This is a genomic window from Streptomyces sp. NPDC058576 (assembly GCF_042718715.1).
Lineage (GTDB): Bacteria > Actinomycetota > Actinomycetes > Streptomycetales > Streptomycetaceae > Streptomyces.
Genome location: NZ_JBHXPF010000028.1, coordinates 22,606 through 45,404, shown reverse-complemented (window position 1 = coordinate 45,404; position 22,799 = coordinate 22,606). Strand labels below are relative to the sequence as shown.

Here is a 22,799-nt window from a genome sequence, read left to right as displayed (position 1 = left end):
CAGACCGGTCCTCGGCCCGGCCTCCGAGCCGTACGCCGGACCGGCCCACCGCCTCCCAGGGCTACGGACGCGGCCGGGTCCTCACCGTCGAAGATCCGCGTTGAGCCGCGCGGCCCGGCGGGTCAGATGGTCGCGCTCGGCGAGCGTGGGTGCCCTGTGGGCGGCCTCCGCGTACAGCCGGGCCGCCGTCGGCAGGTCGCCGTCCCGCTCGTGGAGATACGCCGCCACCGCCGTACGGCGGGGCAACGCGTCGCTCAGCGCGGAGAGTTCGGCCAGCCCGGCGCGCGGACCGTCGGCCTCGCCGACCGCCACCGCCCGGTTGAGCCGGACGACCGGGCTGTCCGTCAGGCCCACGAGCTCGTCGTACCACTCGACGATCTGCACCCAGTCGGTCTCCTCGGCGGCCCGCGCGTCGGCGTGGAGCGCCGCGATGGCCGCCTGGGCCTGGAACTCGCCCAGCCGGTCCCGGGCCAGAGCCGCCTGCACGACCCCGACGCCCTCGGCGATCATCGCGGTGTCCCAGCGGCCCCGGTCCTGCTCGGCGAGCGGCACCAGGCTCCCGTCCGGCGCGGTCCGGGACGCGCGCCGGGCATGGTGGAGCAGCATCAGGGCGAGCAGCCCCGCCACCTCCGGGTGGTCGATCGCCGCCGCGAGCTGCCGGGTCAGCCGGATCGCCTCGGCGGCGAGGTCGACGTCCCCGGAATAGCCCTCGTTGAAGACCAGATACAGCACGCGCAGCACGGTGGCGACATCGCCGGGCTGTTCGAACCCGACGCCGGAGACGGTGCGCTTCGCGCGGCTGATGCGCTGCGCCATCGTGGCCTCGGGCACCAGATAGGCCTGCGCGATCTGACGGGTCGTGAGCCCGCCGACGGCCCGGAGGGTCAGCGCGACGGCGGACGACGGCGTCAGCTTCGGATGGGCGCACAGGAAATACAGCTGGAGCGTGTCGTCCACCGAGGACGCGGGCCCGGGCGCGGGCTCCTCGTCGACGAGGTCCTCGCGCCGCCGCCGGGCGGCCTCCGACCGCGTCGCGTCCAGGAACCGCCGCCACGCGACCGTGACCAGCCAGCCCTTCGGATCCCGCGGCCGGTCGCCCGGCCATACGCGGACCGCATCGACCAGGGCGTCCTGCACGGCGTCCTCGGCCGCCGCGAAGTCTGCTCCGCGGCGGACGAGGACGGCGAGCACGCTCGGGACGAGGCTCCGCAGGAGCAGCTCGTTCATCGAGGTGTCACTCCGTGACGGTGGGCGGGGCGGTCAGGAACGGGCGCACCTCCAGCCACTCGTGGATCGGCTTCCCGCCCGCCCCGGGAGCGGCGGACAGCTCCCCGGCCAGCTCGACGGCCCGGTCGTGGCTGTCGACGTCGATGATCATCCAGCCCGCGATGAGGTCCTTGGTCTCGGCGAACGGCCCGTCGGTGACCGGCGGGCGGCCCTCACCGTCGTACCGGACCCACGAACCCTCGGGGGCGAGCGCCTGACCGTCGACGAACTCCCCGGTCTTCTCCAGCCGGTCCGCGAAGTCCTGCATGTACTTCATGTGCGCCGAGATCTCCTCGGGCGTCCACCGGTCCATCGGTACGTCGTTCACCGCGACGGGGGCTCCGCGGTAGTGCTTGAGCAGCAGGTACTTGGCCATGGTGTCACTCCTCGGTGCTGTGCGGCCCATTGTGGCCGCTCTCACTACGGGGACGGAGCCGGATACGGGTTCTCGACATCGTCGCCCGAGAACTTCGCGGCTTATTCCGGGCGACCTTTTCCGGCGGGCTGCCAACGAGCCCCCGGTCACTGCTCGCGCAGGCCCCACGGGGACCCGTACGCGATGAGCAGATCGAGGAACGGGCGCGGGGGCAGGGCCTCGGCGCCGAGCACCCCCGTGCCGCTCCAGGCGCCGTTCGCCACGAGCTCCAGGGCGATCACCGGGTTGATCGCCGTCTGCCAGACCACGGCCTGGGAGCCGTACTCACCCATCGACCACTGGTTGTCGACGACGTGGTAGAGGTACACCTCGCGGGGCGCGCCGTCCTTGGTGCCCTTCACCCAGGTGCCGGCACAGGTCTTGCCCCGCATCAGCTCGCCGAGGGAGGCCGGATCGGGCAGGCAGGCCGCGACCACGTCGCGGGGGGACACGGCGCCGCCGGGCACGGTCACCTTGTCCGTGCGGTCGAGGCCGAGCCGGTGCAGGGTCTTGAGGGTCTCGATGAACTCGTCGCCCAGCCCGTACTTGAAGGTGACGCGCCGGGACTCCACCCAGCGCGGGATCAGCAGGACCTCCTCGTGCTCGACGTTGACGCACTCGACGGGACCGATGCCCTCGGGGAAGGCGAAGACCTCCGGCTCGCTGAACGGGGCCGTGGTGAACCAGCCCCGGTCCTTCTCCCAGACCACCGGCGGGTTCAGGCACTCCTCGATGGTGGTCCAGATCGAGAACGACGGGGCGAAGTCGTAGCCCTCGACGGTGAGATTCGCGCCGTCCCGGACGCCGATCTCCTCGATCTCGTCGAACAGTTCGTCCGCCGCGTAACGGGCGAAGACGTCGGAGAGCCCCGGCTCGACGCCCACCCCGACAAGGGCGAGCCGCCCTGCCTCCTCCCACGCCGCGGCCCGCTCGAACTGCCCGTCGCCGAGCTTGACCCCGCACTCCTCGTACGGGCGCTCCGGATGCGGGGAGGACAAGGACATGGCCATGTCCAGATAGTCGACCCCGGCGGCCAGCGCCGCGTCGAACAACGGCATCACGAACCGGGGGTCGGTGGCGTTCACGAGGATGTCGCACCGCTGCTCGGCGATCAGCGCGGTGACCGCCGCCCGATCCGAGGCGTCGACACGCAGCGCGGTGAACCTGTCCCCGTCCGCACCGAGCGCGGTCACGGCCGCCTCGGCCCGGGAGAGGTCGTAGTCGGTGACGACCATGTGGTCGAAGAAGGAGCGGCGGGCGGCGATCCTGGTGATCGCCGTACCCACGCCACCTGCGCCGACGAGCAGTACGCGCATGACGGATATGCCTTTCGTCGATGAGCTGGGCCGTGCCGGCCGGTGCCCTTGGATTCGTCCATGAAAGGGCCGCCCTTGAGCAACGTCAACGCTGTTGGCGTAAGGTGCGGGTCCCGACGGACCCGCGTCCGGGCCGGAACGGAAGAGGAGGCTCCGATGGCGAAGGAAGTGGTCCCGGAGGACGGGCGGCGGCGCAGGCGGCCGACCCGGCAGGGCGTGGTGGTCACCCAGCGCCTGATCGTGGAGACGGCGCTGCGCATGCTCCACGAACACGGCAGGGACGGACTGACCGTGCGACGCCTGGGCGTGGCGCTCGGAGCCGACCCGAGCACGCTCTACCGCTACTTCCACGGCATCGACGACCTGACCCTGGCCATCGCCGACGAACTGATCGGACGCGCGATGCGCGGCTGGCGGCCCGCCGGACAGTGGCGGAAGGACCTGCGCGAGGTCGGTCTGCGCATCCACACCGCCTACCTGGCCCACCCGGAGGCCGCGGTGCTGACCGCCAGCCGGGTCAGCGGCCGTGCCAACGAGATCGCCGGCGACGAGGCGGTCCTCGGCATCCTGCGGTCGACCGGACTGCCCGCCCCGGACGTCGTACGCATCTACCAGGCGTTCGTCGACCAGGCACTCGCGTTCGCCGCACTGGACGCCGCGAGCCTCGCCCTGCCCGAAGCGGCACGGGCCGCCGACGAGCAGGTCTGGCGCGCCACCTACGCCCGGCTGCCCGCGAGCACCCACCCCAACATCGCCGCCCTCGCGCCGCTGCTGGTCGCGAGGATGAACAACAGCGCCTACCCCACGGCACTGGAGATGCTGCTCGACAGCGCGGAGGCGAGCGTCCGGCGCGTGCGGGGCGGGAGCGACCCGGGCGACGTCTGACGCCCCGGGTCACCCTCCGCCCGCGCCCTCCCGCCGGGGCCGTGCCGGCTCGTGTGGCGGCCCCGGATGCCACCGAGCAGACTGGCCGCAGACGGAGACGACGACAGCCCCGGGAGGCCTGGACGATGGGTGAGTACGCGGATCTGCCCGGCGTCAGGACCTGGTACGAGACCGAGGGGGCCGGCGATCCGCTGGTCCTGCTGCACGGCGGCTTCTGCACCAACGACACGTGGGGCGCCCAGCGCGCCGACCTCGCCGCCGCCTACCGCGTGCACTTGCCGGAACGGCGCGCCCACGGGCACACGGCCGACGTCGCGGGGCCGCTGACGTACCAGGACATGGCCGACGACACCGTGGCCTTCCTGGAGACGGTCGTCCAGGAACCGGCACACCTGGTGGGCTGGAGCGACGGGGGAGTGGTGGCGTTGCTCGTCGCCATGGGCCGGCCCGACCTCGTCCGCAAGGTCGTCGCCGTCGGGGCCAACTTCCGCCCGGGCCCCGAGTGCTTCACCGACCCGTCGATGCTCGACACGATGACGCCCACCGGGCCCGATCTGGCCTTCTTCCGGGAGCTGTACGAACCCGTGGCACCGGACGGACCGGACCACTGGCCGGTGGCGGCCGCGAAGGTGATCGACATGTGGCGCACCCAGCCGACGCTGACGACCGAGGATCTTGGCCGCGTCCAGGCGCCCACCCTCGTCATGGTCGGCGACGACGACCTGATGACGCTGGAGCACACGACCGCCCTGTACCGCGCGATCCCGGACGCCGAACTGGCCGTCGTCCCCGGGGCTTCCCACCTGGTCCCCCTGGAAAAAGCGGCTCTCGTCAACCGGTTGATCCTCGACCACCTCGCGCAGGAGGCGGCGGAGACGATGATGCCCATCCGGCGGGCGAAAGCCGGAACCGACCGCTGAACGCCGGCCCCCGCTCCCCAGCCGGTCATGCGAACCGGACGATGCCCTCCTCGGCCCCACGGGCCCCGGCCACGGTCTGCGCCTCGGCCTCCAGGGCCCCGCGCACCGCGGCCGACAACGCTCCGAACCCCGTGACCGTCACCTCCGCGCGCCGACCCGAGCCCCGAACACGCCACGTGCCGACGATCTCCGAACCGGCGAGCACGGCCCCCGGCCCGCCGACGGCCCGCCACAGCTCCTTCTGCCGGGCCCTCTCGGGCAGCAACAGCGAGCGGTCCCCCGCCTGGAGGTAGGGATCGCCCGGCGGGAGCAGCCGTACGGCATCGGTGCGCGGCGCCCCGCGCAACGCGTCCGCCTCGGACTCCGGGAGCCAGGCCGGCACACCGTCCACCGCGACCTCGACGAGCCCGTCCGGCCATGCCGACCGGATCGCGGTCGGCCGTGTCCCGAGGAACGCGGCCACCTCGGCGCGGCCGGCCGGACCGAGGAAGCGCAGACAGGCGCCGATGAGGTCCCCCGTCCCCGCCGCCGCGTCCGGCACCGGGAACGGGGAGCCGAGCGGCGAGAGAACCGTCTTCCCCCGGTCCGTGCCGACCCGCACCGACCCGAAGAGCCCGGCCTGCTGGAACAGCAGACCGGAGATGTGTCGAGCCCCGCACGGGGCGCACCAGTACGTCAGCGACTCCGGCACCGCCGCACTCACCGCCGTGCTGACCACGCCCTTCCCCATCGGCTCGACGACCGTCCGGCGAAAGGCCTCCGCCGTGACGCGGTAGGCCGCCAGCCCGAGCTTCGCCCCCTCCTTGATCGCCGAGGTGCTGATCCGGGCGGTGGCGTCGGCGTCGTCGAGCGGCCACAGGGCCCGGGCCAGCGTCGCCAGCTCCGCACGCCGGTGCAGATGCGGCGCGCCGCGCATGGACCAGACGCGCTCCAGGCCACCGGAGGAGGCGCCCCTCGCGGCGAGCGCCACCGGGGCGGAGCCGTACGGAGTGTCCTGGACGCCCAGGGCCAGGACCTCGGGCGCGCGGGATGCGCGGTCGAACCCGTGGGCCGCCACGCGGTAGCGCAGGACCTGCTCGCGGCTCACATCGATCCGGGCGGTGCCGTTCAACTGCTGCCTCCTCACCACGGGGTTCCGACGCTACCCCCGGCGGCTCCCCGCCCGCCGCCCCCGGGGCCGGCCGCGACGCGCAGACCGCACAGGCGGCCGACGGCGCGGTCGGCCGGAGAAGCGGAGATCAGCAGATAGCAAGATACCCACATTTATGCTGACTCGATGCGATCTGCTCCCTGGTGGGCCTTGGTCTCCTCCGGATGTGCCCCCTTCCTCCTGGTCGGCTCCTGGATGATTGCTCAGCAGCGCCAAGGACCGGCGTACGACCCCGCGTCGCAGACCCTGAGCGTGCTGGCCTCCTACGGCGCCACCAGTTACTGGCTGATGACGGGGACGCTGCTCGTGCTGGGAACGAGTTACGTGTTGACGGCGCACGTGCTCCGGCAGGCGGCGCTCGCGGGGCGGGTGGCGCTGGCCGGCGGCGGACTCTCCGCACTGGCCCTGACCTTGGTGCCGGTCCCGAACAGCGGCGGGGCGCTGGAGCACGGGGCGGTGGCCACCGCGGGCCTGGTGCTGCTGGCCGCGTGGCCGCCTCTGGCCGCCGTCCGGGGCCGCGGACCGGCGCCGTGGGGGCTGAGACTCGATGTGTCGCTTGCCGCGAGCGCGTTGATGTTCGCGAGCGCTCTGTGGTTCCTGGCGGAGCTGCAGACCGGCAGAGCCCCCGGCGTCGCCGAACGCGTCGTGACGTTCCTGCAGGCCCTGTGGCCGTTCCTGGTGGTCCTCTCCTGCCGGAGAAGCGCGGCCTGACCGGCTTCGGGACGAAGCCCGGGCGGGGGACGGGAGACGCTTCGCGACCACGGGGCAGCCAAGCCAGGTGTCGAGGACCGCGTAATCGCCGTCCCTCAGACCCTGCCGGGGATCCACCCGGTGGGGCAGGGCGGGCGGGGCTCGCGTGGTGGGCGGAGACACCCGGGACCGATCCGTGTCGGTGCTCTCGTCGTCGTACGGTTCCGGGGCGACAGCCGGACGCTGCCACCCCGGAACCTGCGCGTCGGGCGGCCCTAGGTCAGCGGCTCGACCCACACATTGCGAAAGCGGATCTTGCTTCCGTGGTCCTGAAGCCTGATCGCCCCGGCCGTCGGACCCTCGGCCGCTCCGCCGCCGGTCGCGCCGTCGATCGCCACGTCGTCGTGGACGGTGACGCCGTTCCACACCACGGTGACCCGGGCGTCCTCCGTCTTCGCCCCCGAGGCGTCGAAGCGGGCGGCGCGGAAGGTGATGTCGTACGTCTGCCAGGTCTCCGGGGCCGTGGCAGCGTTCACGTCCGGGGCCTTCTTCGTGTAGATCGCCCCGGCCTCGTTGTCGGCGGGCGTGGTGTCACCGAACGAGTCCAGGATCTGCACCTCGTACCGATCCTGCAGGTACACACCGCTGTTGGCACGGTCCTGGCCGGTCACGTCCGGCGGGAGGTTCGGCAGCCGGAACTCCACGTGCGCGCGGAAGTCCTCGAAGCCCTGCTTGGTCCGCAGGTCCCCGCCGGCGACCTCCATCTCCCCGCCGCTCACCGGCCATTCGGGCGTGCGGCCGTCCGGGTGCTGCCAGGCCGCCTGGTCCGTGCCGTCGAAGAGCTGGACGCGGGCGCCCTTCGGATGAACGGTGATCATGTCCAGGTTCACATGACCGGTGTCTCCGCTGTAGTAGGAGTACGTGATCGTGTTGCGGCCCTCGCGCAGCTCCAGCTGTTCCGTCCCCGTCGACCAGGTCTTCCAGTCGGTGGTGGAGAGCAGCTCGGTCTGGCGGACCTTCTCGCCGTTGACGTGGACGCTCACCGTCTTGGTGCCGGGCGCCGGATCCGGCCCGTTGGAGTAGCGCAGGCCCACGTCGTGCGGGCCCGCCTTCCCGGCCTCCACGTCGAACGTGACCGCCGCGCCCTCCTCGCCGAAGTTGTCGACGAAACCGCCGCCCGAGTAGCCCACGTGCTCGGTGTCGAAGCCCGCGCCCCCGGTGAGGGTGGCCTCCTCCGCCTCGTACTGGGTGGCCGGGGGCTGGTCGCCGGGCATCGAGTTGAGGGTGTACCAGGCTTCCGTGTTCCACAGCTCCGTGCCGTCGGCGGAGCTGAAGGGGCGCGGCGAGCGGAGGTGGACCACACGGTTCGCCTTGAGCCCGGGGATGGTCAGCGTGACCTTCTTGCGGTCCTCGGAGAGGGTGGCCTCGCCGACATCGAGGGATTCCTCGTCGATCTTCGGGCCGCCGTAGGCCGGGGTCGGGGCGTACGTCCACTGCTCGACCCGGTAGCTCTCGGCGAGCTTCGCCGCCGTCTCCTCGGAGATCGGCTCGGTGTACTCCAGTTCGAAACCGCCCGGCTTGGCGCGCATGGCCAGCATGTCGAAGGCCTTGTCACCGCTGGGGGAGAGCTTCTGGAGCCCGTAGGTCAGCTTGCCCTCCTGGCCCCAGTTGCCGCCCGCGCCGAGGCCGCCGGCGTAGATCGCGCCGTCCGGCCCCATGCTGATCCGGTTGACGCCCGCCTCCAGGCCCTGCGTGAAGCGGAAGACCGCCCCCTGGTACTCGCCGTCGACCTTCTCCAGATACGCGCGCTGGATGCCGCCGTACGTGACATCCCCGAACAGCATCTGCCCGGCGAACCGTCCCTCGGTCAACTGCAGAGGTGTGCTGGGAGAGTTGGCTATCTCGTTCTGCGGCAGCCACAGCACCGGCTTGGTGACCGGCTGCGCGTCGAAGGGGCCCGACGGATTGGTGTAGTGGTTGAAGAAGCGGTCCTGCTTGATGTGGACCAGCTTCGAGGACGGCAGCCAGCCGCCCTGGTTGTCGAGGACGAACATGTCACCCTCGGGGCCCCAGCCGATGCCGTTGGGCGTACGCAGGCCCCCGGCGATGTAGTCGACCTTCCCGGTCTCCTTGTTCACCTTGATGGTGGACCCGCGGTCCGGTGCGGGCTGCGGGTCGGTCGTCGCCCCGCCCAGGTCGATCGCCACGGACAGGTTCAGGTAGAAGTAGCCGTCCCGGTAGAGCAGGCCGAAGGCGAACTCGTGGAAGTTCCCGCCGTACGGCCAGGTCGCCACCGTCCGCCGTTCATCGGTCACGTCGTCGCCGTCGGCGTCGGTCAGCTCGGTGAGTTCGTGCTTCTGGGACACGTACAGCTTGCCGTCGACCGCCTTGATGCCCATGGGCTCCTTGAGCCCGTCGGCCACCTTCTTGGCGGTCACCTTCTCCGGATCGGTCTCGCCCTGGACGTTGTCGAGGAGGTAGACCTCGCCGGTCGTGTTGTCCGTGCCGCCCCAGGTGGTCACGGCGAGCCGGCCGTCGGGCAGCCAGTCCATCGCGGTGACCTGCGGTTCGAAGCCCGCGGGGCGCAGATCGGTGAGCGCGTAGTCCGGGTGCGTCCCGGTCAGGGGCAGTCCGTCGCCGGGGGAGTCGAGGGCGCCCTCGCACTCCTTGCGGCCCGGCGCCGTCACCCGTACGACGTCGGCGTCGGTGCTCAGCACGGAGTTCGGCACGACGGCGAAGTCCCCGGCGCCGGGCGGCTTCCACTCCAGGGTGACCTGCTGGCCGCCGGTGCGGTCGAAGTGGTCGATCCGCAGCGCATGGGGACCTTGCGTCAGCTCGACCGACCCGTCCTTGGGCTCCGCGCCGTGCAGCCCGTCGTGATCGATGACGGTGGAGTCGTTGATCCGCAGCCGCGAACCGTCGTCGCTGGTCAGCCGGAAGGCGTACGCACCGTCCTCGGGAACGGTGAGGTTGGCGGTGACCTCGGAGACGAAGTGGTCGCCGAAGCCGAAGTCGTCCGTCGAGCTCCAGTCGATGGCGGGCATCAACTTGTCGACGTTCGGGGTCTGTCCGGTCTTGATGTCGCACAACTCGTCGAGGGGAACCTGCACGTCGAAGACGCGCAGGGTGACGCCCGGCTCCTGCGGGGGGAGTTCGTCCTGCGGTCTCGGCGCCGGCGCGGCGGTGGCCGGCGAGGCCGAGAAGGCGCCGACGAGAAAGGCGGAGACCAGCAGACCGGTGAGATGTCTGCGGCAACGGTGGAGCGGCCGTGGATGCATTCTTCCTCCTGGCCCCTCGCAGCGAGGGGCGCGTCGCGGCGGTGGGTGGGGCCACCCGGCGCCCGGGGGTGAACGTTCGGCTCGTGCGGTCGAGCAGCCCTCGGTCCGGACAGCGGCTCCGGTGGCTGCGCCGAGAACAGTAGGAGGCTTCTCCCGGCGGCGTCCATACTTCGTCACCACAGTGTTCAAAGTTCGCAGGTGTTGATGCAAAGTGGCCAAACCCCCTGTGGTGCACGGCATCTGGCTGACTATCAGGAACACTCGAAACGGCCATGGGCCGGACCCGCGGCATGCGGGTCCGGCCCATGAGGCCCTGGAGCGGAACGGGTGAGTGCTACGGGCCCTCGCGGCCCGCGGCGGAAGCGAACCCCAGCCACGTGTGGCGGTTGCCCCACCAGCACCAGCCGACCTTGGGAGTGTCGCGCCGCTCCCGGCCGTCACGCCCGGTGCCGTTGCTGATCCAGATCGCCGGGGTGCGCGCGTCCAGCGTTCCGTTCGCTTTGCGCAGCCGGGAGCCGATGGTCATGAAGCAGCGGTTCCGTTCGAGCACCGCGGGCTGCTGCAGCACCCAGTGAATGCCCTCGGTGAGCACCAAGGGTGTGCGGCCCTCACCGTCGAGGGCGGGCAGCGCCTCCTCCGGGCTCCAGTTGGCCATCTGGTCGCCGCGATCGAGCCCGGCGACGAAATAGAGAGGCGCGTCGGGAAGTTCGACGGCGCTGGGCGTGAAGCTGTCGACGTCGGGCATGTCGATGACGACGAAGCCGGGCTTGCCGGCACGCAGCAGCAGAGGCGCGAGGGCGGAGGCAGGGGCACGGTCCGGGTGGACGACGAGCAGCACGCCGTCGCCGCCCTTCCGGGCGAAGGCGCGGATGTCCTCGGGGGAGATCCCCGCGACCTCGTGCACGCCGAGCTCGATCAGGCGCTCCGCCTGTGCGGCGGGCGACGGGAGCGGATGCACGGCGTCGGTGGCAGAAGTGTCGGGCAAGGCGAGTCTCCCGGATTCACGGATTGCGGCAGTGGGCCTGAGGTCGAACGAGAAGGACCGCCCACGTGTTCCCGGCGCGACTGCCGTCTTCCCGAGCCACGGGAAAACAGAAAGGCAAGGAGAGAGGTCTCCTTGCCACTCTCAACTTATAGCCCACCTGGGGGCTTGCGGCAAGGCCCGGGTGGCGGCGCAGAATCGTCCCTCGACGTCACCAGCCGCGGCATCACAAGCTCAGGAAGACAGCGAGGAATACGTACGTGCCCGACAACATTTCCGACTTCGACTTCGACCCAGGGCGGGGTACGGGTATGGCCTCCGACCCCCGCGGCGCGACGGGACACGGCCGCCCGGGAGGTTTCGCGACGACGGACGAGTACGCGGTGGACCTCCGAGAGGTCGACGAGACGTGGGCGGAGACCGTCGGCGGCAAGGGTGCGCATCTGGGCGCACTGTCGCGGATCGACGGCATCGGCGTGCCGGCCGGCTTCTGCGTGACGACGGACGCCTTCCGGCGGGCCGTGGCGGACGTGCCGTCGATCCGCGAACAGCTCGATGAGCTGTCGCACTCGACGCCGGACGACCGGGAGACGATCCGCACGCTCAGCGCCCGGATCCGCCGCACCATCGAGGAGACCCCCGTCCCCGGCGACGTCGCGGCGGCGATCACCCGAGCGCTGACGCGGTTCGGTGAGCAGGCCGCGTACGCCGTCCGGTCCAGCGCGACGGCGGAGGACCTGCCGACCGCCTCCTTCGCCGGCCAGCAGGACACATACCTGAACATCATGGGGCCGGCCGCGGTCCTGCGACACATCAGCCGGTGCTGGGCGTCGATGTTCACCGAGCGGGCCGTGATCTACCGACAGCGCAACGGCATCGACCATCGTGCGGTCCACATGGGCGTGGTCGTGCAGCAGATGGTGTTCCCGCACGCTGCCGGCGTCCTGTTCACGGCGGACCCCGTCACGGGCAACCGCGAGGTCGCCACCGTGGACGCCGGCTTCGGCCTCGGCGAGGCTCTGGTCTCCGGGCTGGTGAACCCGGACGTCTTCAGGGTGCGTAATGGCGAGGTCGTCACCAGGACGATCGCCGCCAAGGAGCGAGCCGTGCTCGCGGTGCCGACCGGCGGTACGCGGGACGTGGTCCTCGACCCGCGGGAGCGGGAGCTGCCCGCGCTGACGGACGCGCAGGCCGTCCGGCTGGTGGAGCTCGGCCGGCGGATCGAAGCGCACTTCGGCCGCCCGCAGGACATCGAATGGTGCCTGGTCGACGATGGCTTCCGGATCGTGCAGAGCCGGCCGATCACGACGCTCTTCCCCGTACCCGCCCAGGAGAGCGGCATCGAGGAGAACCACGTCTACGTCTCGGTCGGCCACCAGCAGATGATGACCGACCCGATGAAACCCCTCGGGTTCTCGATGTGGCAGCTGACGGCCATGGTGCCGATGGTCGAGGCGGGCGGGAGACTGTTCGTCGATGTCACCCGGCGGCTGGCCTCGCCCACGAGCCGCGACGGCCTGCTCGACGTCATGGGGAAGGGCGATCCGCTGGTCAGGGACGCCCTGGAGACCGTCCTCGCACGCGACGGCTTCGTCCCCTCCCTCCCGGACCCGGCTCCAGGCGGGCCGCCGTCCGCCGGTGCGCCCGACCCGATCGCGACGGACCCGGCCGTGGTCACCGAGCTGGTCGAGCGCAGTCGCGCGTCCGTCGCCGCCCTGGAGCGTGACATCCGGACGAGAACCGGGCCGGCACTGTTCGCCTTCCTGCTGGAGGACGCCTTCGAGGAGCACAGGCGGATCCTGGCCGATCCGCTGAGCATGCGGGCGATCATGGCGGGGATGGATGCCACGTGGTGGCTCAACGACATGCTGGGGGAGTGGCTGGGCGAGAAGAACGCGGCGGACACGCTGACGCTGTCCGCTCCCGACAACGTCACGTCGCAGATGGGCCTGGCGCTGCTCGACGTCGCGGACGTGATCCGGCCGAGGCCGGAGGTGCTGGCCTTCCTGCGGGACGTCGAGCCCGGCCGGGACGCGACGTTCCTGGAGGACCTGGCGAGGGTCCCGGGCGGTGGGGAAGCACGCGACGCCATCGAGGCCTACCTCGACCGGTACGGGATGCGCTGCGTCGGCGAGATCGACATCACCAGGCCACGATGGCGCGAGCAGCCCACCACGCTCGTGCCAGTGATCCTCGACAACGTGCGGAACTTCGGGCCGGGCGCGGCCGGGCGGCGCTTCGAGGAGGGGCGACGCAAGGCGCGGCAGAAGGAACAGGACGTGCTGTCACGGTTGCGGACCCTCCCGGACGGGGAGCAGAAGGCCGACGAGACCCGACGGATGATCGACCGCGTCAGAACCTTCATCGGATACCGGGAATACCCCAAGTACGACATCATCAGCCGCTATTTCGTCTACAAGCGGGCCCTTTTGACAGAGGCCGAGCGGCTCGTGCGGGCAGGCGTCCTTCGGGAGAAGGAGGACGCCTTCTACCTGACGTTCCAGGAATTCCACGAGGCCGTGTGCGCGAACCGGGTGGACGAGCGGCTCATCCGGCAGCGCAAGGAGACGTTCCGTTCGTACCAGGCACTTCCGACGCCCCGGGTCCTCACCTCGGACGGTGAGGCGTTGGTCGGCGCGTACCGACGCGACGACGTGCCGGCCGGCGCGCTGACCGGCCTGCCGGTCAGCACCGGGACCGTCGAGGGAAGGGCCCGCGTCGTCCTCGACATGGCGGAGGCCGACCTGGAAGCCGGCGACATCCTGGTCACGACCTTCACGGACCCCAGCTGGTCGCCGCTGTTCGTCGGCATCGCGGGACTGGTGACGGAGGTCGGCGGCCTGATGACCCATGGCGCGGTGATCGCCCGGGAGTACGGACTTCCCGCCGTCGTGGGCGTGGAACGGGCCACCCGGCAGATCCGGGACGGACAGCGGATCCGCGTGCACGGAACCGACGGATACGTGGAGGTCCTGGACTGACCGGCAACGTCCCCGCCGCCGGACCCGGCGAACGTCGCGCGCCCACCCACCACCGGGATTGCCTGAGGACCGCGAGACGTCAGAGAGGAATGCCGGGGCGCATAAACGATTCAGAACAAGCCGACTTCAGTGCCCGATCCATCCCGGAATGGGACTGAGAGAAGCCCTTCTCTCCTCTTGGCGACTGTTTCAGGGCCGGCGATACGAGGCCGAGAACCAACCCCGCGAGTCGGTGTTGCCGGTTTCCGAATGTATGAACAGTCGAGGTCGGGCAGAGAAGCCCAGGACGAAACGGGGGCCTGAGCAGGGCGGATCAAGGGTGAGAGCCCGGCCCCCCTCGATTTCATTGCTGCTACGTACTCGGACAGGGAGATCATGACGAAGATCAAGGGTGCACGAGTTCTCGTCACGGGTGGGCAGAGGGGACTCGGGCGGGCGTTCGCTCAGGAATTCCTCGACGCGGGGGCGGCCACGGTCTACGTCACCGCACGCCGGCCGGCAGCCGAGAACGACCCGCGCGTCGTGCCACTGCCGCTGGAAGTCACCGACGACACGTCCGTCGCCCGTCTCGTGGAGTCGGTGCCCGACCTGGACATCGTGATCAACAACGCGGGTGGAGTCGTCATCGGCAGTCTTCTGGAGAATGACATCACCGAGGTGGCGGCCCTGTTCGACATCAACGTCCTCGGACCGCTGCGGATAGCTCAGGCCTTCGCCCCGACCCTCGCACGCAACGGAGGGGGCGCCTTGGTCAACGTACATTCCGTGGTCTCCTGGGCCGCGGGGGCAGGTGCCTACGGTGTGAGCAAGGCCGCTCTGTGGTCGATGACCAACTCGCTGCGCCTCGATCTGCGGCAGCAGGGAACCCAGGTGGTCGGAGTCCACCTCGGCTACACGGACACCGACATGGTCAAGGCAATCGATGTGCCGAAGAACGATCCGCGCGAGGTCGCCCGCCAGGTGGTGACCGCCCTGAGCGAGGGCAAGGACGAAGTTCTGGTCGATGAGGCATCGGCTTTCTACAAGGAAGCCCTGTCCGGCCCGGTCGACGGCCTTGCCCTCCAGGGCTAGGCCGAGGCCCAGCCGGAGCCGCGCGCCCTTCAACCGAGCGGCCCGCCCGCCACCTTCGTGGCGGGCGGGCTCGATGGACGTAACGCTGCCTACTTCAGACCGTTGCTGATGGCGCTCACGAGTTCGCCGTTGACGGTGTCGCCGTTGAACTCCCAGAAGAACGCGCCGCCGAGGCCCTGGTTCTTGACCCATGTCATCTTGGAGCCGACGGTGGCAGGGGTGTCGTAGCTCCACCAGTCGGTGCCACAGTGGGCGTACGCCGTTCCGGCGATCGTTCCGGTGGCCGGGCAGGTGTTCTTGAGGACCTTGTAGTACTGGTTGCCCGGTTCGACGCCGGCCGCCGGGCCGGTGGCGCTGCCGCCGGGGGCGGACTGGGTGACGCCGGTCCAGCCGCGGCCGTAGAAGCCGATACCGAGCAGCAGCTTGGAGGCCGGAACCCCCTTGGCCTTCAGCTTGGCGATCGCGTCCGCCGAGTTGAAGCCCTGCGCGGGGATGCCGGAGTACGAGGTCAGCGGCGAGTGCGGGGCTGTCGGACCCTGTGCTGCCCAGGCGCCGAAGTAGTCGTACGTCATGACGTCGTACCAGTTGATGTACTGCGCCGCGCCGCCGTAGTCGGCCGCGTCGAGCTTGCCGCCGTTGGAACCGTCGGCGGTGATGGCCGCGGTGAGCAGGTTGGTCGGGCCGAACGTGGCGCGCATGGCCTGCATCATGTTCTTGATCGAGGCCGGGCCGCTGGTGTCGCAGGTCAGGCCGCAGGCGTTGGGGTACTCCCAGTCGAGGTCGATGCCGTCGAAGACGTCGGCCCAGCGCGGGTCCTCGACGAGGTCGTAGCAGGACTGTGCGAAAGCGGTCGGGTTCTGGACGGCCTGGCCGAAGCCGCCGGACCAGGTCCAGCCGCCGAAGGACCACAGCACCTTGATGTGCGGATACTGCGCCTTCAGCTTGCGCAGCTGGTTGAAGTGACCGCGCAGCGGCTGGTCCCAGGTGTCTGCCTTGCCGTCGACCGACTGGTCGGCGGAATAGGACTTCTCGTAGTCCTCATAGGCGTCACCGACGGTGCACTTGCCGTTCTGCACGTTGCCGAAGGCGTAGTTGATGTGTGTGATCTTCGGCGCGGAGCCCGACGTCACCAGGTTCTTGACCGTGTAGGGGCCCCAGTTGGTGAAGTAGCCCAGATTGATCTTGCCGCTGCCGCCGGGGTTCTCGCCGCCACCGCCGCCGGTGGTGCGGACAGCGGTGGGGGCGGAGGCCGGGCCCGTCCGGTCGGCGGTGTCGCGGGCGACCACGGTGTAGCTGTAGTCCGTGCCGGCGGTCAGTCCGGTGTTGGTGTACGTGGTACCGGTGACCGTGGCGACCTTGGCGTTGTCGCGCAGGACATCGTAGTTCTTGATGCCCTTGTCGTCCGTCGCGGTGGACCAGCTCAGCTTGACCGACGTGTTGGTGATGTCGCTCGCGGTGGGCTTGCCGGGAGCGGAGGGCGCGTTGTCACCGGGATCGGTGGAGCCGCCGTCGCACGAGGCGCCGTTGAGTTTACAGCCGGTGGGGGCGCCGGAGCCGGAGCCGTTGAAGCCGAAGGAGACGGACGCACCGGGGGCCAGGGTGCCGTTCCAGCCGAGGTTCTTGGCGGTCCAGTGGTTGGCCGAGTTGGTGACGGTGGCGTCCCAGGCGGAGGTGACCTTGGTGCCCGCCGGGAAGTCCCACTCGACGGTCCAGGAGGTGAGCGTGGTGGTGCCGGTGTTCTTCACCGTCCACTTGCCCTCGAAGCCGGAGCCCCAGTCGGAGGCCTTGGCGTACGTCGCGGTGGCCGAGGCGGCGGCTTCCGCGGGAGAGGCGAGACCGACCGTGGCGGCCAACGGGAGGAGCAGCGCGGCAGCGCCTGCGATGGTCTTGGACCGCCAGTTCGCGATCATGCTCTGCGGCGATCTGGTGCGGCGCCATCGTGCTTCAGTGCTCAAGGATGCTCCTCGGGTGAGGTTCGGAGGGCAGGGGAGACCCCTGGCCCGTAGACCCTGCGCGGCCCTGAGAGCGTGGTGTCAGTCCTCGGCACGCCCGCAGCGTTGCCGTGACCCTAAGAAGGCCTAGACCAATCGTCAAGAGGTCTGGATCAAGAGGCTGATGTGGCCGGTAGCCGGTAGCCGGTAGCCGGTAGCCGGGGCCATTGGTCGGCCGCCGGTCGGGCAAGGCCGATGTGCCCGCGGACTCCTGCCCGGCAGGCTCGGGGGATCGCCCCGACCTGATGGTCGGTTCCGCCCCGCCCGAGAAGTGCGGATCCGCCGAGGCTCGTTCCTCGATCAGCGGTGACCTCGGTGAGACCCTCAGGACCGCCGCCCGGGCGGCGTCGGCAGCGGTGCGGCTTCCTCCGCGGCCAAGGGCGGCAACGCCCGGGCGGTACGCGGTCGCGCCACGGGGCCTGCCCCGGCCAGGTTCTACCAGGCGCTTGAGGCGGCCGGGCTGTCGTGGAGGGGGATCTGGACGCGGATGCGCTTGCCGACCGGTTCGCGGTGGACGGCGAAGCTCTGGCAGACCATGAGGACGAGTTCGAGGCCGTGCCGGCCAATGCGGGTGGGGTCGGCGGAGGAGGCCGCGGGCAGCACGGCTCCGGAGTCCCACATCGCGATGTCCAGCAGAGAACCGTCGGTTTCGAGGTCCAGCAGGCAGGGGCCGGGCGCGTACTTGCAGACGTTCGTGGCCAGTTCGCTGACGACCAGCTGCGCGATCTCCACCGCCCGGGCGGAGACGCTCAGGCCGTGCCGCGACTGCGCGGCGTCCAGGAAGTCTCTGACGAAGGCGCGGGCATGCGCGATCTCGCCGGAAGCCATGTCGTACCCGGCGCTGCCGCGCACCGTGTCCGTGGCAGCCCCCTCGCTTCGTTCCCACCCGGTCATCATCAACTGCTCCATGAGATTTCCCCCGTCCACACGTGTCGCGGCCGGCCGCGACCTGGTAGCCCCTCCCGCCTACCCAGCCCCACGTGTTTCAGACAGGCCGGGATTGCGGGGGCCGGGTCAGGCGGTCCGTGCGGCGTCGACAGTGGGGTGGACCTGCAGAAACGTGTCGGCGCCCACGACGCCCAGCAGGCGGGCGACGGTGGGAGAGGGGGCGGCGATGCGCAGGTCGGTGCGCTGGTGGGTGGCCAGGATCAGCCGCAGGAACATCGAGTCGGCGAACGTGATGCCGCTGGCGTCCAGGACGAGTCCGGGGCTCACGGCGATCGCCGTCTCGATCTGTGCCTCGAGAGGCGAGAGGTTGTCGAGATCGAACTCCCCGCGGGGAGCGATCACCGGCAGTGCCGTGGTGCTGGACGGTCTGGGCTCGGGGGTCGTCATGGAGTGATTATTACGCCTGGCCGGGGTGCCGGAGCCAGGAGGGCGGCCTCTTCCCCCGCTGGGTGCGTTCTCGTGCAATCGATGGCACACGGCACGGACGGTTGCTCCAGCCGGCCGGCCCGCTCGGAGCCTTGGCGGGGCTGCGGCCCCGACCGATGCCGCTGCCGATTTCGGGACGCGGGTCCCGCCGAGGGCCGGACGCGCAGACGCATCGAAGTCGACCCGGCCCGCCTGCCTGCGCGGGGCGCCTGATGCACTGTTCCGACGACGCGGCTTAGGCTCGCTCTCATGCTGAGACTCGGATTTCCTGTCCTCGGTGTTACTGATGTTCCTCGCGCGGTGGCCTTCTGGACGGAAGCGTTGAACCTGGTCGTCACGTCGGAGTGGCAGAGTGAAGCATGGCGAACCCTCAATCATCGTGACGGCTCCGGCCGAGCTCTCGCCCTGATGCACAGCACCTCCCCGGCCGAGCCACGCCCGCGCCTGCACCTCGACCTCTTCGTGGACTCGGCCGAGGAACAGCACCGGGAGGTCCAGCGGCTGGTCGGGCTCGGCGCACGGACCGTCGACTGGACCCTGTACCCGCCCGACCCCGACTTCGTCGTCCTCGCCGACCCGGACGGCAACGTCTTTTGCGTGGTCGACCTCAGCCATGTGCCCAGCGAGGGCGACGCGCCGGCTTCCTGACGCTGCCCGCGGCCTCGCGGCGTGGACAGCGGTGACTGACCCTGCCTGCCACGCCCGCTGCTCCGTCGGGCTGTTCGAGTACGCCCGGTACGCGGGCGGCCCCTCCGTCGTGCGACGTAGGTCCGCGGCCTGATGCGGCGGGCCGCCGCACGCCATAACCTCACCGCATGACGGCAGTTGACTCTCATCCCGGCGGCCCCCGTAGCCCGGAGCAGCGCAAGCGCGAGGCGCTTGAATGGCTCCTGCGGGACAACGACGTATGGGTCGCCACGGCCGATGCGACCGGCGAGCCCTGCATGGTCCCGCTGGCCTTTTGGTGGGACGGCGAGGCGGTGTGGCTGTCCACCCGCGACACCAACCCGACGGGTCGCAACCTGTGCTCCTCGGGCCGGGTCCGGCTCAGCTGCGGCCACAGCCGGGATGTGGTCCTGATCCACGGCACCGCGCGCATGCTGACCCGCGAGGAGCTTCCGACCGAGGTCGGCGACGCCTTCGCCGCCAAGGACGGCTGGGACCCTCGCAAGGACCACCCCTCGTACGTCTTCTTCCGGGTCACCCCGCAGGTGCTCCAGGCGTGGGGAACGGTCGCCGAGATGACCGGACGGACCCTGATGCGCGACGGGAAGTGGCTGGTCTAGGGCGTGTCGAAAGTGAATCTTGAGCGATGGATGATGGTGGTTCATGGCGCGGAGAGATCTCACGGATGAACAGTGCTCGGTGCTGGAACCGTTGTTGCCGAGGGGACGAAGGCGGGACGGCTGCCATCTGGCCCCGGCGACAGCTGGTTGACGGCATACGGTTCCGCGTCCGGACGGGGGTTCCGTGGCGGGACGTCCCCGTTGAGCACGGGCCGTGGGGCCGGATCTACGACCTGTTCCGCCGATGGCAGCGGGCCGGCACCTGGCACCGGGTCCCTACCCGGCTCCATTCCCTGGCTGATGCGAAGAGTGCGATCACGTGGGAGCTGAGCGTCGACTCCACGGTGTGCCGTGCCCATCAGCATGCAGCCGGGGCCCGGAAGCGGGGTGACCTGCAGAAGTGCCCCAGCTCGGGGCCGGAAGGCCCCGCACCCGGCCACGGCAAGAGCGGGCCGACCGCCTCAACAGGCACCGTGCGGTGACGACGAGATACGCCGAACTCGCTGTCCGCTCTGAGGCAACTGTCCTCATCGCGGCCATCAACGAGTGGCTGTCATCCGCATGCGCCTGCCGTTCGTGAAGCACCTGGAATCGAGCGCAGTAGCGCGTTACCTGCCGATGGAACCGTCAGCCTGCTCACGAAGGATGTCGGCGTGGCCTGCATGGCGAGCCGTCTCTTCGATCATGTGCACCAGCACCCACCGCATCGGTCGCACAGCACCCGCCGTGCCTGCCGCCCGAGCACACGGATGGTTCAAGTTGTCACAACGCTTGATGATCTCGTTGGACCGTTCAATGGCAACGAGGTAGGCAGCGAGCAGACTGTCCACCGTGTCAGCCTGGGTGAGATCCATGCTGAAATCCGGATGCTCGACATCGGCACCCTCGAAGGCCCAGGCGAACCAGTAGAGCTCCGCCGCCGTCAGGTGCTTGACCAGGCCGAAAACGCTGGTGCCAGAAGGCACCCCGGGCGTTCGCCCATGCCTGTCGTCAAGGCCCTGCGCCTTCGCAACCACTGCTTCACGGAGGTAGTTCAAGAACGTGAGCAATGTCGACTTCTCATCGGAGTCGCTGCCAGGTGGGCCTACATCGCGGCGGCGTTGCGTCTCTGTCATCGGGGCACACTAGCTTGATCCACTTTCGAAACGCACCCTGGGCGGTCCTCGATCGGACCACAGCCACTCGTTGATGACCGCGGTCGGCACGGTCGCCTCACTGCGGAACCGCGAGCTGCCGTAACCCGTAACCCGTAGCCGCAGCCCAGGTCGAGCCGTCGACGAACCCCTCAAGTGTCGTAGAGGCGGCGTGCACGGGTGTCGGCCTCCAGGACCCACGACCTCGCGGACGTGTATCCGGTTCCGCGGCGTCGTGGCCACGGTGAGGAACGAGGGCTGTTGAGGAGCGGTCTGCGGGGTACGAGAGGGCGACGTTGTACTCGCAGAAGGAACGTAGAAGGAACGGTGGTCGCTCATGTCCTCCTCTCTGGTCGAAACAGTCGATGTCAAGGCCCCCGTGGCGGTCACCTGGGCGCTGTGGTGCGATGTCACGCAGTGGCCGAGGTTCCTCAGCCACGTCCAGCGCGTGGACCCGATCGATGAGCGGCGATTCGCCTGGCAGCTCTCTCTGCCCGGCGCGGACAGGAACTTCGTCGCGGAACTCACCGAGGTCGTGACGGAGAACCGCATCGCGTGGAAGACGACCGAGGGCGTCCACCACGCGGGAGTGGTCACGTTCCACCGGATCGACGACGCCACGAGTCGTATCGCTCTGCAGATCGAGTACGACCCCCAAGGGTTTGTCGAGCACCTCGGCGCCCTGACGAACCTCGATTCCGCGCTGGCCAACTATGACCTGGGGGAGTTCCAGAAGCTGGCCGAGCTGACGGCCGCCTCCGGAGGTGTGCGGGACGCCTGAGATCCGGCGGGCGAGGGGGACTGCGCGGCAGCCCCGGCCGGAGCCGTAGCCCGCTCCTCCTGGCGCGCTCAGCGCGGCAGACCGACCCTGTGCGTTGCCGGCACGGCCCCGCAACACGTGCGTGCTGCAGTTGGTGTTGCGGGGCCGTGTCCGGCAATGTGGCGCGGTGGCTGCGTGGGTGTCAGCAGCTCAGGTTGGAACCTGGTGTGGTGCCCAGAATCTGGGTGAACTGCTGGAACTTCGAGATGCGGCTCTGTACCTGGGCGGGATTACCGCCGTTGCATTCGATGCTGCCGTTGATGGCGCGGATCGTGTGACCGAAGCCCTGGTTGTTGACGATCGCGTTGTGCGCGGTCATCCACCCGGGCCCGTTCTGGGTGTTCCAGTACCAGAGGGCGGTCTTCCAGGAGACGGAGGCGTCATTCTGGACGAGCCAGGGGTTGTTCAGCAGGTCGATGCCGAGCGCGTCGCCCGCGGCCTTGTAGTTGAAGTTCCAGCTGAGCTGGATGGGGCCCTTGCCGTAGTAGGCGGACTGGCCGGCCGGGCAGCCGTAGGGCTGGCTCCAGTCGCAGTAGTGCGGGTAGTTGGCCGTGTTCTGCTCGACGATGTGGACGAGTCCGCCGGTCTCGTGGCTGACGTTGGCCAGGAAGGCCGCCGCTTCACGGCGCTTGACCTCGGTGCTGCCCGTGTTGGCGAAGGCCGGATAGGCGCTCAGCGCGGAGACCAGGCCGCTGTAGGTGTAGAAGGCGTTCCTGTTCGGGAACATCTGGTTGAACTGCGCCTGGCTGACGGGGAAGCCCGTGGTGGGCGGGTTGCCGCCGCCACAGTTGTAGGGGTCCCAGTACCACGTGCTGATCGTCGGGTCGTAGCCCGGATTGTCGTGTTCGGCGATGTAGTAGCCGCCGTTGAAGCGGACGACGGTGCCTGCCGGGTACCAGGCGCCCGCCTGCCAGTTGCCCGCCGTGTCGCACGGCCCGGCGGCGGTCTTCGCGGGGGCGGCCGAGGCCGCCGGAGCGAAGACCGCGGCGGCAAGGCCCGTCACCAGCAGCAGGGTCATGAGCGTTCTCACGATGCGATGTCTGAGCACGCGATCACTCCAATACGCGCAACGGCCGCCCGGACTGAAGTGCGCAGCGTCCGGTCACGACCGTGATGGGGGTGTGACCACACTGAAACGGCTTGGCATGATCCAGTCAAGGTATAGACCAATAAGTGTGTCAGTGGCATCCCGTACGGAGAGACAATCCATCTCGAACCCATCGCGACCGGTACGGCTCGAT

At 69.9% G+C, this 22,799-nt stretch carries 20 protein-coding genes; 9 read left to right on the top strand and 11 right to left on the bottom strand.

Features of this window, described 5'->3' with window-relative positions:
* Positions 1-81 precede the first annotated feature (81 nt).
* From ACFWRV_RS20595 to ACFWRV_RS20585, 3 genes are all read right to left on the bottom strand, one after another.
* Positions 82-1,227 carry an RNA polymerase sigma factor gene (locus tag ACFWRV_RS20595; RefSeq protein ID WP_384336523.1) on the bottom strand — a complete coding sequence of 382 codons (1,146 nt, stop codon included), beginning with the start codon at positions 1,225-1,227 and terminating at the stop codon, positions 82-84.
* 7 nt (positions 1,228-1,234) lie between these two features.
* Positions 1,235-1,642 (bottom strand): YciI family protein, encoded by a 408-nt coding sequence (locus ACFWRV_RS20590; RefSeq protein ID WP_384336521.1) that lies wholly within the window; start codon positions 1,640-1,642, stop codon positions 1,235-1,237.
* A 146-nt stretch (positions 1,643-1,788) separates the two neighbouring features.
* Positions 1,789-2,997, bottom strand: coding sequence for a saccharopine dehydrogenase family protein (locus tag ACFWRV_RS20585; protein ID WP_384336519.1), 1,209 nt, complete (start codon positions 2,995-2,997; stop codon positions 1,789-1,791).
* A 156-nt stretch (positions 2,998-3,153) separates the two neighbouring features.
* On the opposite strand from ACFWRV_RS20585, the gene ACFWRV_RS20580 reads away from it, so the two are divergent.
* Positions 3,154-3,882 carry a TetR/AcrR family transcriptional regulator gene (locus ACFWRV_RS20580; protein ID WP_384336517.1) on the top strand — a complete coding sequence of 243 codons (729 nt, stop codon included), beginning with the start codon at positions 3,154-3,156 and terminating at the stop codon, positions 3,880-3,882.
* 125 nt (positions 3,883-4,007) lie between these two features.
* The gene (locus ACFWRV_RS20575; protein WP_384336515.1) at positions 4,008-4,802 is read left to right on the top strand and encodes an alpha/beta fold hydrolase; all 795 of its coding nucleotides are present in this window, start codon (positions 4,008-4,010) and stop codon (positions 4,800-4,802) included.
* A gap of 25 nt (positions 4,803-4,827) precedes the next feature.
* Here the strand turns inward: ACFWRV_RS20575 and ACFWRV_RS20570 are convergent, their stop codons facing one another.
* A complete protein-coding gene (locus tag ACFWRV_RS20570) occupies positions 4,828-5,913 on the bottom strand; it encodes a DNA glycosylase AlkZ-like family protein (protein WP_384336513.1) in 1,086 nt (361 codons plus the stop codon).
* Between the two features lie 165 nt (positions 5,914-6,078).
* On the opposite strand from ACFWRV_RS20570, the gene ACFWRV_RS20565 reads away from it, so the two are divergent.
* Entirely contained in the window at positions 6,079-6,663 is a 585-nt protein-coding gene (locus ACFWRV_RS20565) for a DUF998 domain-containing protein (RefSeq protein WP_384336511.1), read from the top strand.
* Positions 6,664-6,917: 254 nt separating this feature from the next.
* On the opposite strand, the gene ACFWRV_RS20560 is transcribed toward ACFWRV_RS20565, so the two are convergent.
* On the bottom strand, positions 6,918-9,920 hold the full coding sequence (locus tag ACFWRV_RS20560) for a family 16 glycoside hydrolase (RefSeq protein WP_384336509.1): 3,003 nt from the start codon (positions 9,918-9,920) through the stop codon (positions 6,918-6,920).
* 334 nt (positions 9,921-10,254) lie between these two features.
* A complete protein-coding gene (locus ACFWRV_RS20555; protein ID WP_384336507.1) occupies positions 10,255-10,905 on the bottom strand; it encodes a DUF5701 family protein in 651 nt (216 codons plus the stop codon).
* A 308-nt stretch (positions 10,906-11,213) separates the two neighbouring features.
* Here ACFWRV_RS20555 and rph point away from each other — a divergent pair, with 308 nt between their 5' ends.
* Both rph and ACFWRV_RS20545 read left to right on the top strand, forming a co-directional pair.
* Positions 11,214-13,883: a rifamycin-inactivating phosphotransferase gene (gene rph, locus ACFWRV_RS20550; protein ID WP_384336623.1), complete on the top strand. Its 2,670-nt coding sequence runs from the start codon at positions 11,214-11,216 to the stop codon at positions 13,881-13,883.
* Positions 13,884-14,258: 375 nt separating this feature from the next.
* Positions 14,259-14,954, top strand: coding sequence for an SDR family oxidoreductase (locus ACFWRV_RS20545; protein ID WP_384336505.1), 696 nt, complete (start codon positions 14,259-14,261; stop codon positions 14,952-14,954).
* Positions 14,955-15,043: 89 nt separating this feature from the next.
* Here ACFWRV_RS20545 and ACFWRV_RS20540 read toward each other — a convergent pair whose 3' ends face one another.
* The 3 genes from ACFWRV_RS20540 to ACFWRV_RS20530 form a co-directional block, all read right to left on the bottom strand.
* On the bottom strand, positions 15,044-16,909 hold the full coding sequence (locus tag ACFWRV_RS20540) for a glycosyl hydrolase family 18 protein (protein ID WP_384336503.1): 1,866 nt from the start codon (positions 16,907-16,909) through the stop codon (positions 15,044-15,046).
* A gap of 471 nt (positions 16,910-17,380) precedes the next feature.
* Positions 17,381-17,854, bottom strand: a complete 474-nt coding sequence (locus ACFWRV_RS20535) for an ATP-binding protein (protein WP_384336501.1) — start codon at positions 17,852-17,854, stop codon at positions 17,381-17,383.
* Positions 17,855-17,959: 105 nt separating this feature from the next.
* Positions 17,960-18,280, bottom strand: a complete 321-nt coding sequence (locus ACFWRV_RS20530; RefSeq protein ID WP_384336499.1) for an STAS domain-containing protein — start codon at positions 18,278-18,280, stop codon at positions 17,960-17,962.
* Between the two features lie 288 nt (positions 18,281-18,568).
* Here ACFWRV_RS20530 and ACFWRV_RS20525 point away from each other — a divergent pair, with 288 nt between their 5' ends.
* From ACFWRV_RS20525 to ACFWRV_RS20515, 3 genes are all read left to right on the top strand, one after another.
* Positions 18,569-18,967: a VOC family protein gene (locus tag ACFWRV_RS20525; RefSeq protein ID WP_384336497.1), complete on the top strand. Its 399-nt coding sequence runs from the start codon at positions 18,569-18,571 to the stop codon at positions 18,965-18,967.
* 167 nt (positions 18,968-19,134) lie between these two features.
* Positions 19,135-19,605: a pyridoxamine 5'-phosphate oxidase family protein gene (locus tag ACFWRV_RS20520; RefSeq protein ID WP_384336495.1), complete on the top strand. Its 471-nt coding sequence runs from the start codon at positions 19,135-19,137 to the stop codon at positions 19,603-19,605.
* 26 nt (positions 19,606-19,631) lie between these two features.
* Positions 19,632-20,087 (top strand): transposase, encoded by a 456-nt coding sequence (locus ACFWRV_RS20515; protein ID WP_384336493.1) that lies wholly within the window; start codon positions 19,632-19,634, stop codon positions 20,085-20,087.
* Positions 20,088-20,213: 126 nt separating this feature from the next.
* Here ACFWRV_RS20515 and ACFWRV_RS20510 read toward each other — a convergent pair whose 3' ends face one another.
* The gene (locus ACFWRV_RS20510) at positions 20,214-20,720 is read right to left on the bottom strand and encodes a DinB family protein (protein WP_384336491.1); all 507 of its coding nucleotides are present in this window, start codon (positions 20,718-20,720) and stop codon (positions 20,214-20,216) included.
* A 355-nt stretch (positions 20,721-21,075) separates the two neighbouring features.
* Here ACFWRV_RS20510 and ACFWRV_RS20505 point away from each other — a divergent pair, with 355 nt between their 5' ends.
* Positions 21,076-21,519 (top strand): SRPBCC family protein, encoded by a 444-nt coding sequence (locus tag ACFWRV_RS20505; RefSeq protein ID WP_384336489.1) that lies wholly within the window; start codon positions 21,076-21,078, stop codon positions 21,517-21,519.
* 181 nt (positions 21,520-21,700) lie between these two features.
* On the opposite strand, the gene ACFWRV_RS20500 is transcribed toward ACFWRV_RS20505, so the two are convergent.
* Positions 21,701-22,576 carry a glycoside hydrolase family 19 protein gene (locus tag ACFWRV_RS20500; protein ID WP_384336621.1) on the bottom strand — a complete coding sequence of 292 codons (876 nt, stop codon included), beginning with the start codon at positions 22,574-22,576 and terminating at the stop codon, positions 21,701-21,703.
* Between the last annotated feature and the right edge of the window lie 223 nt (positions 22,577-22,799).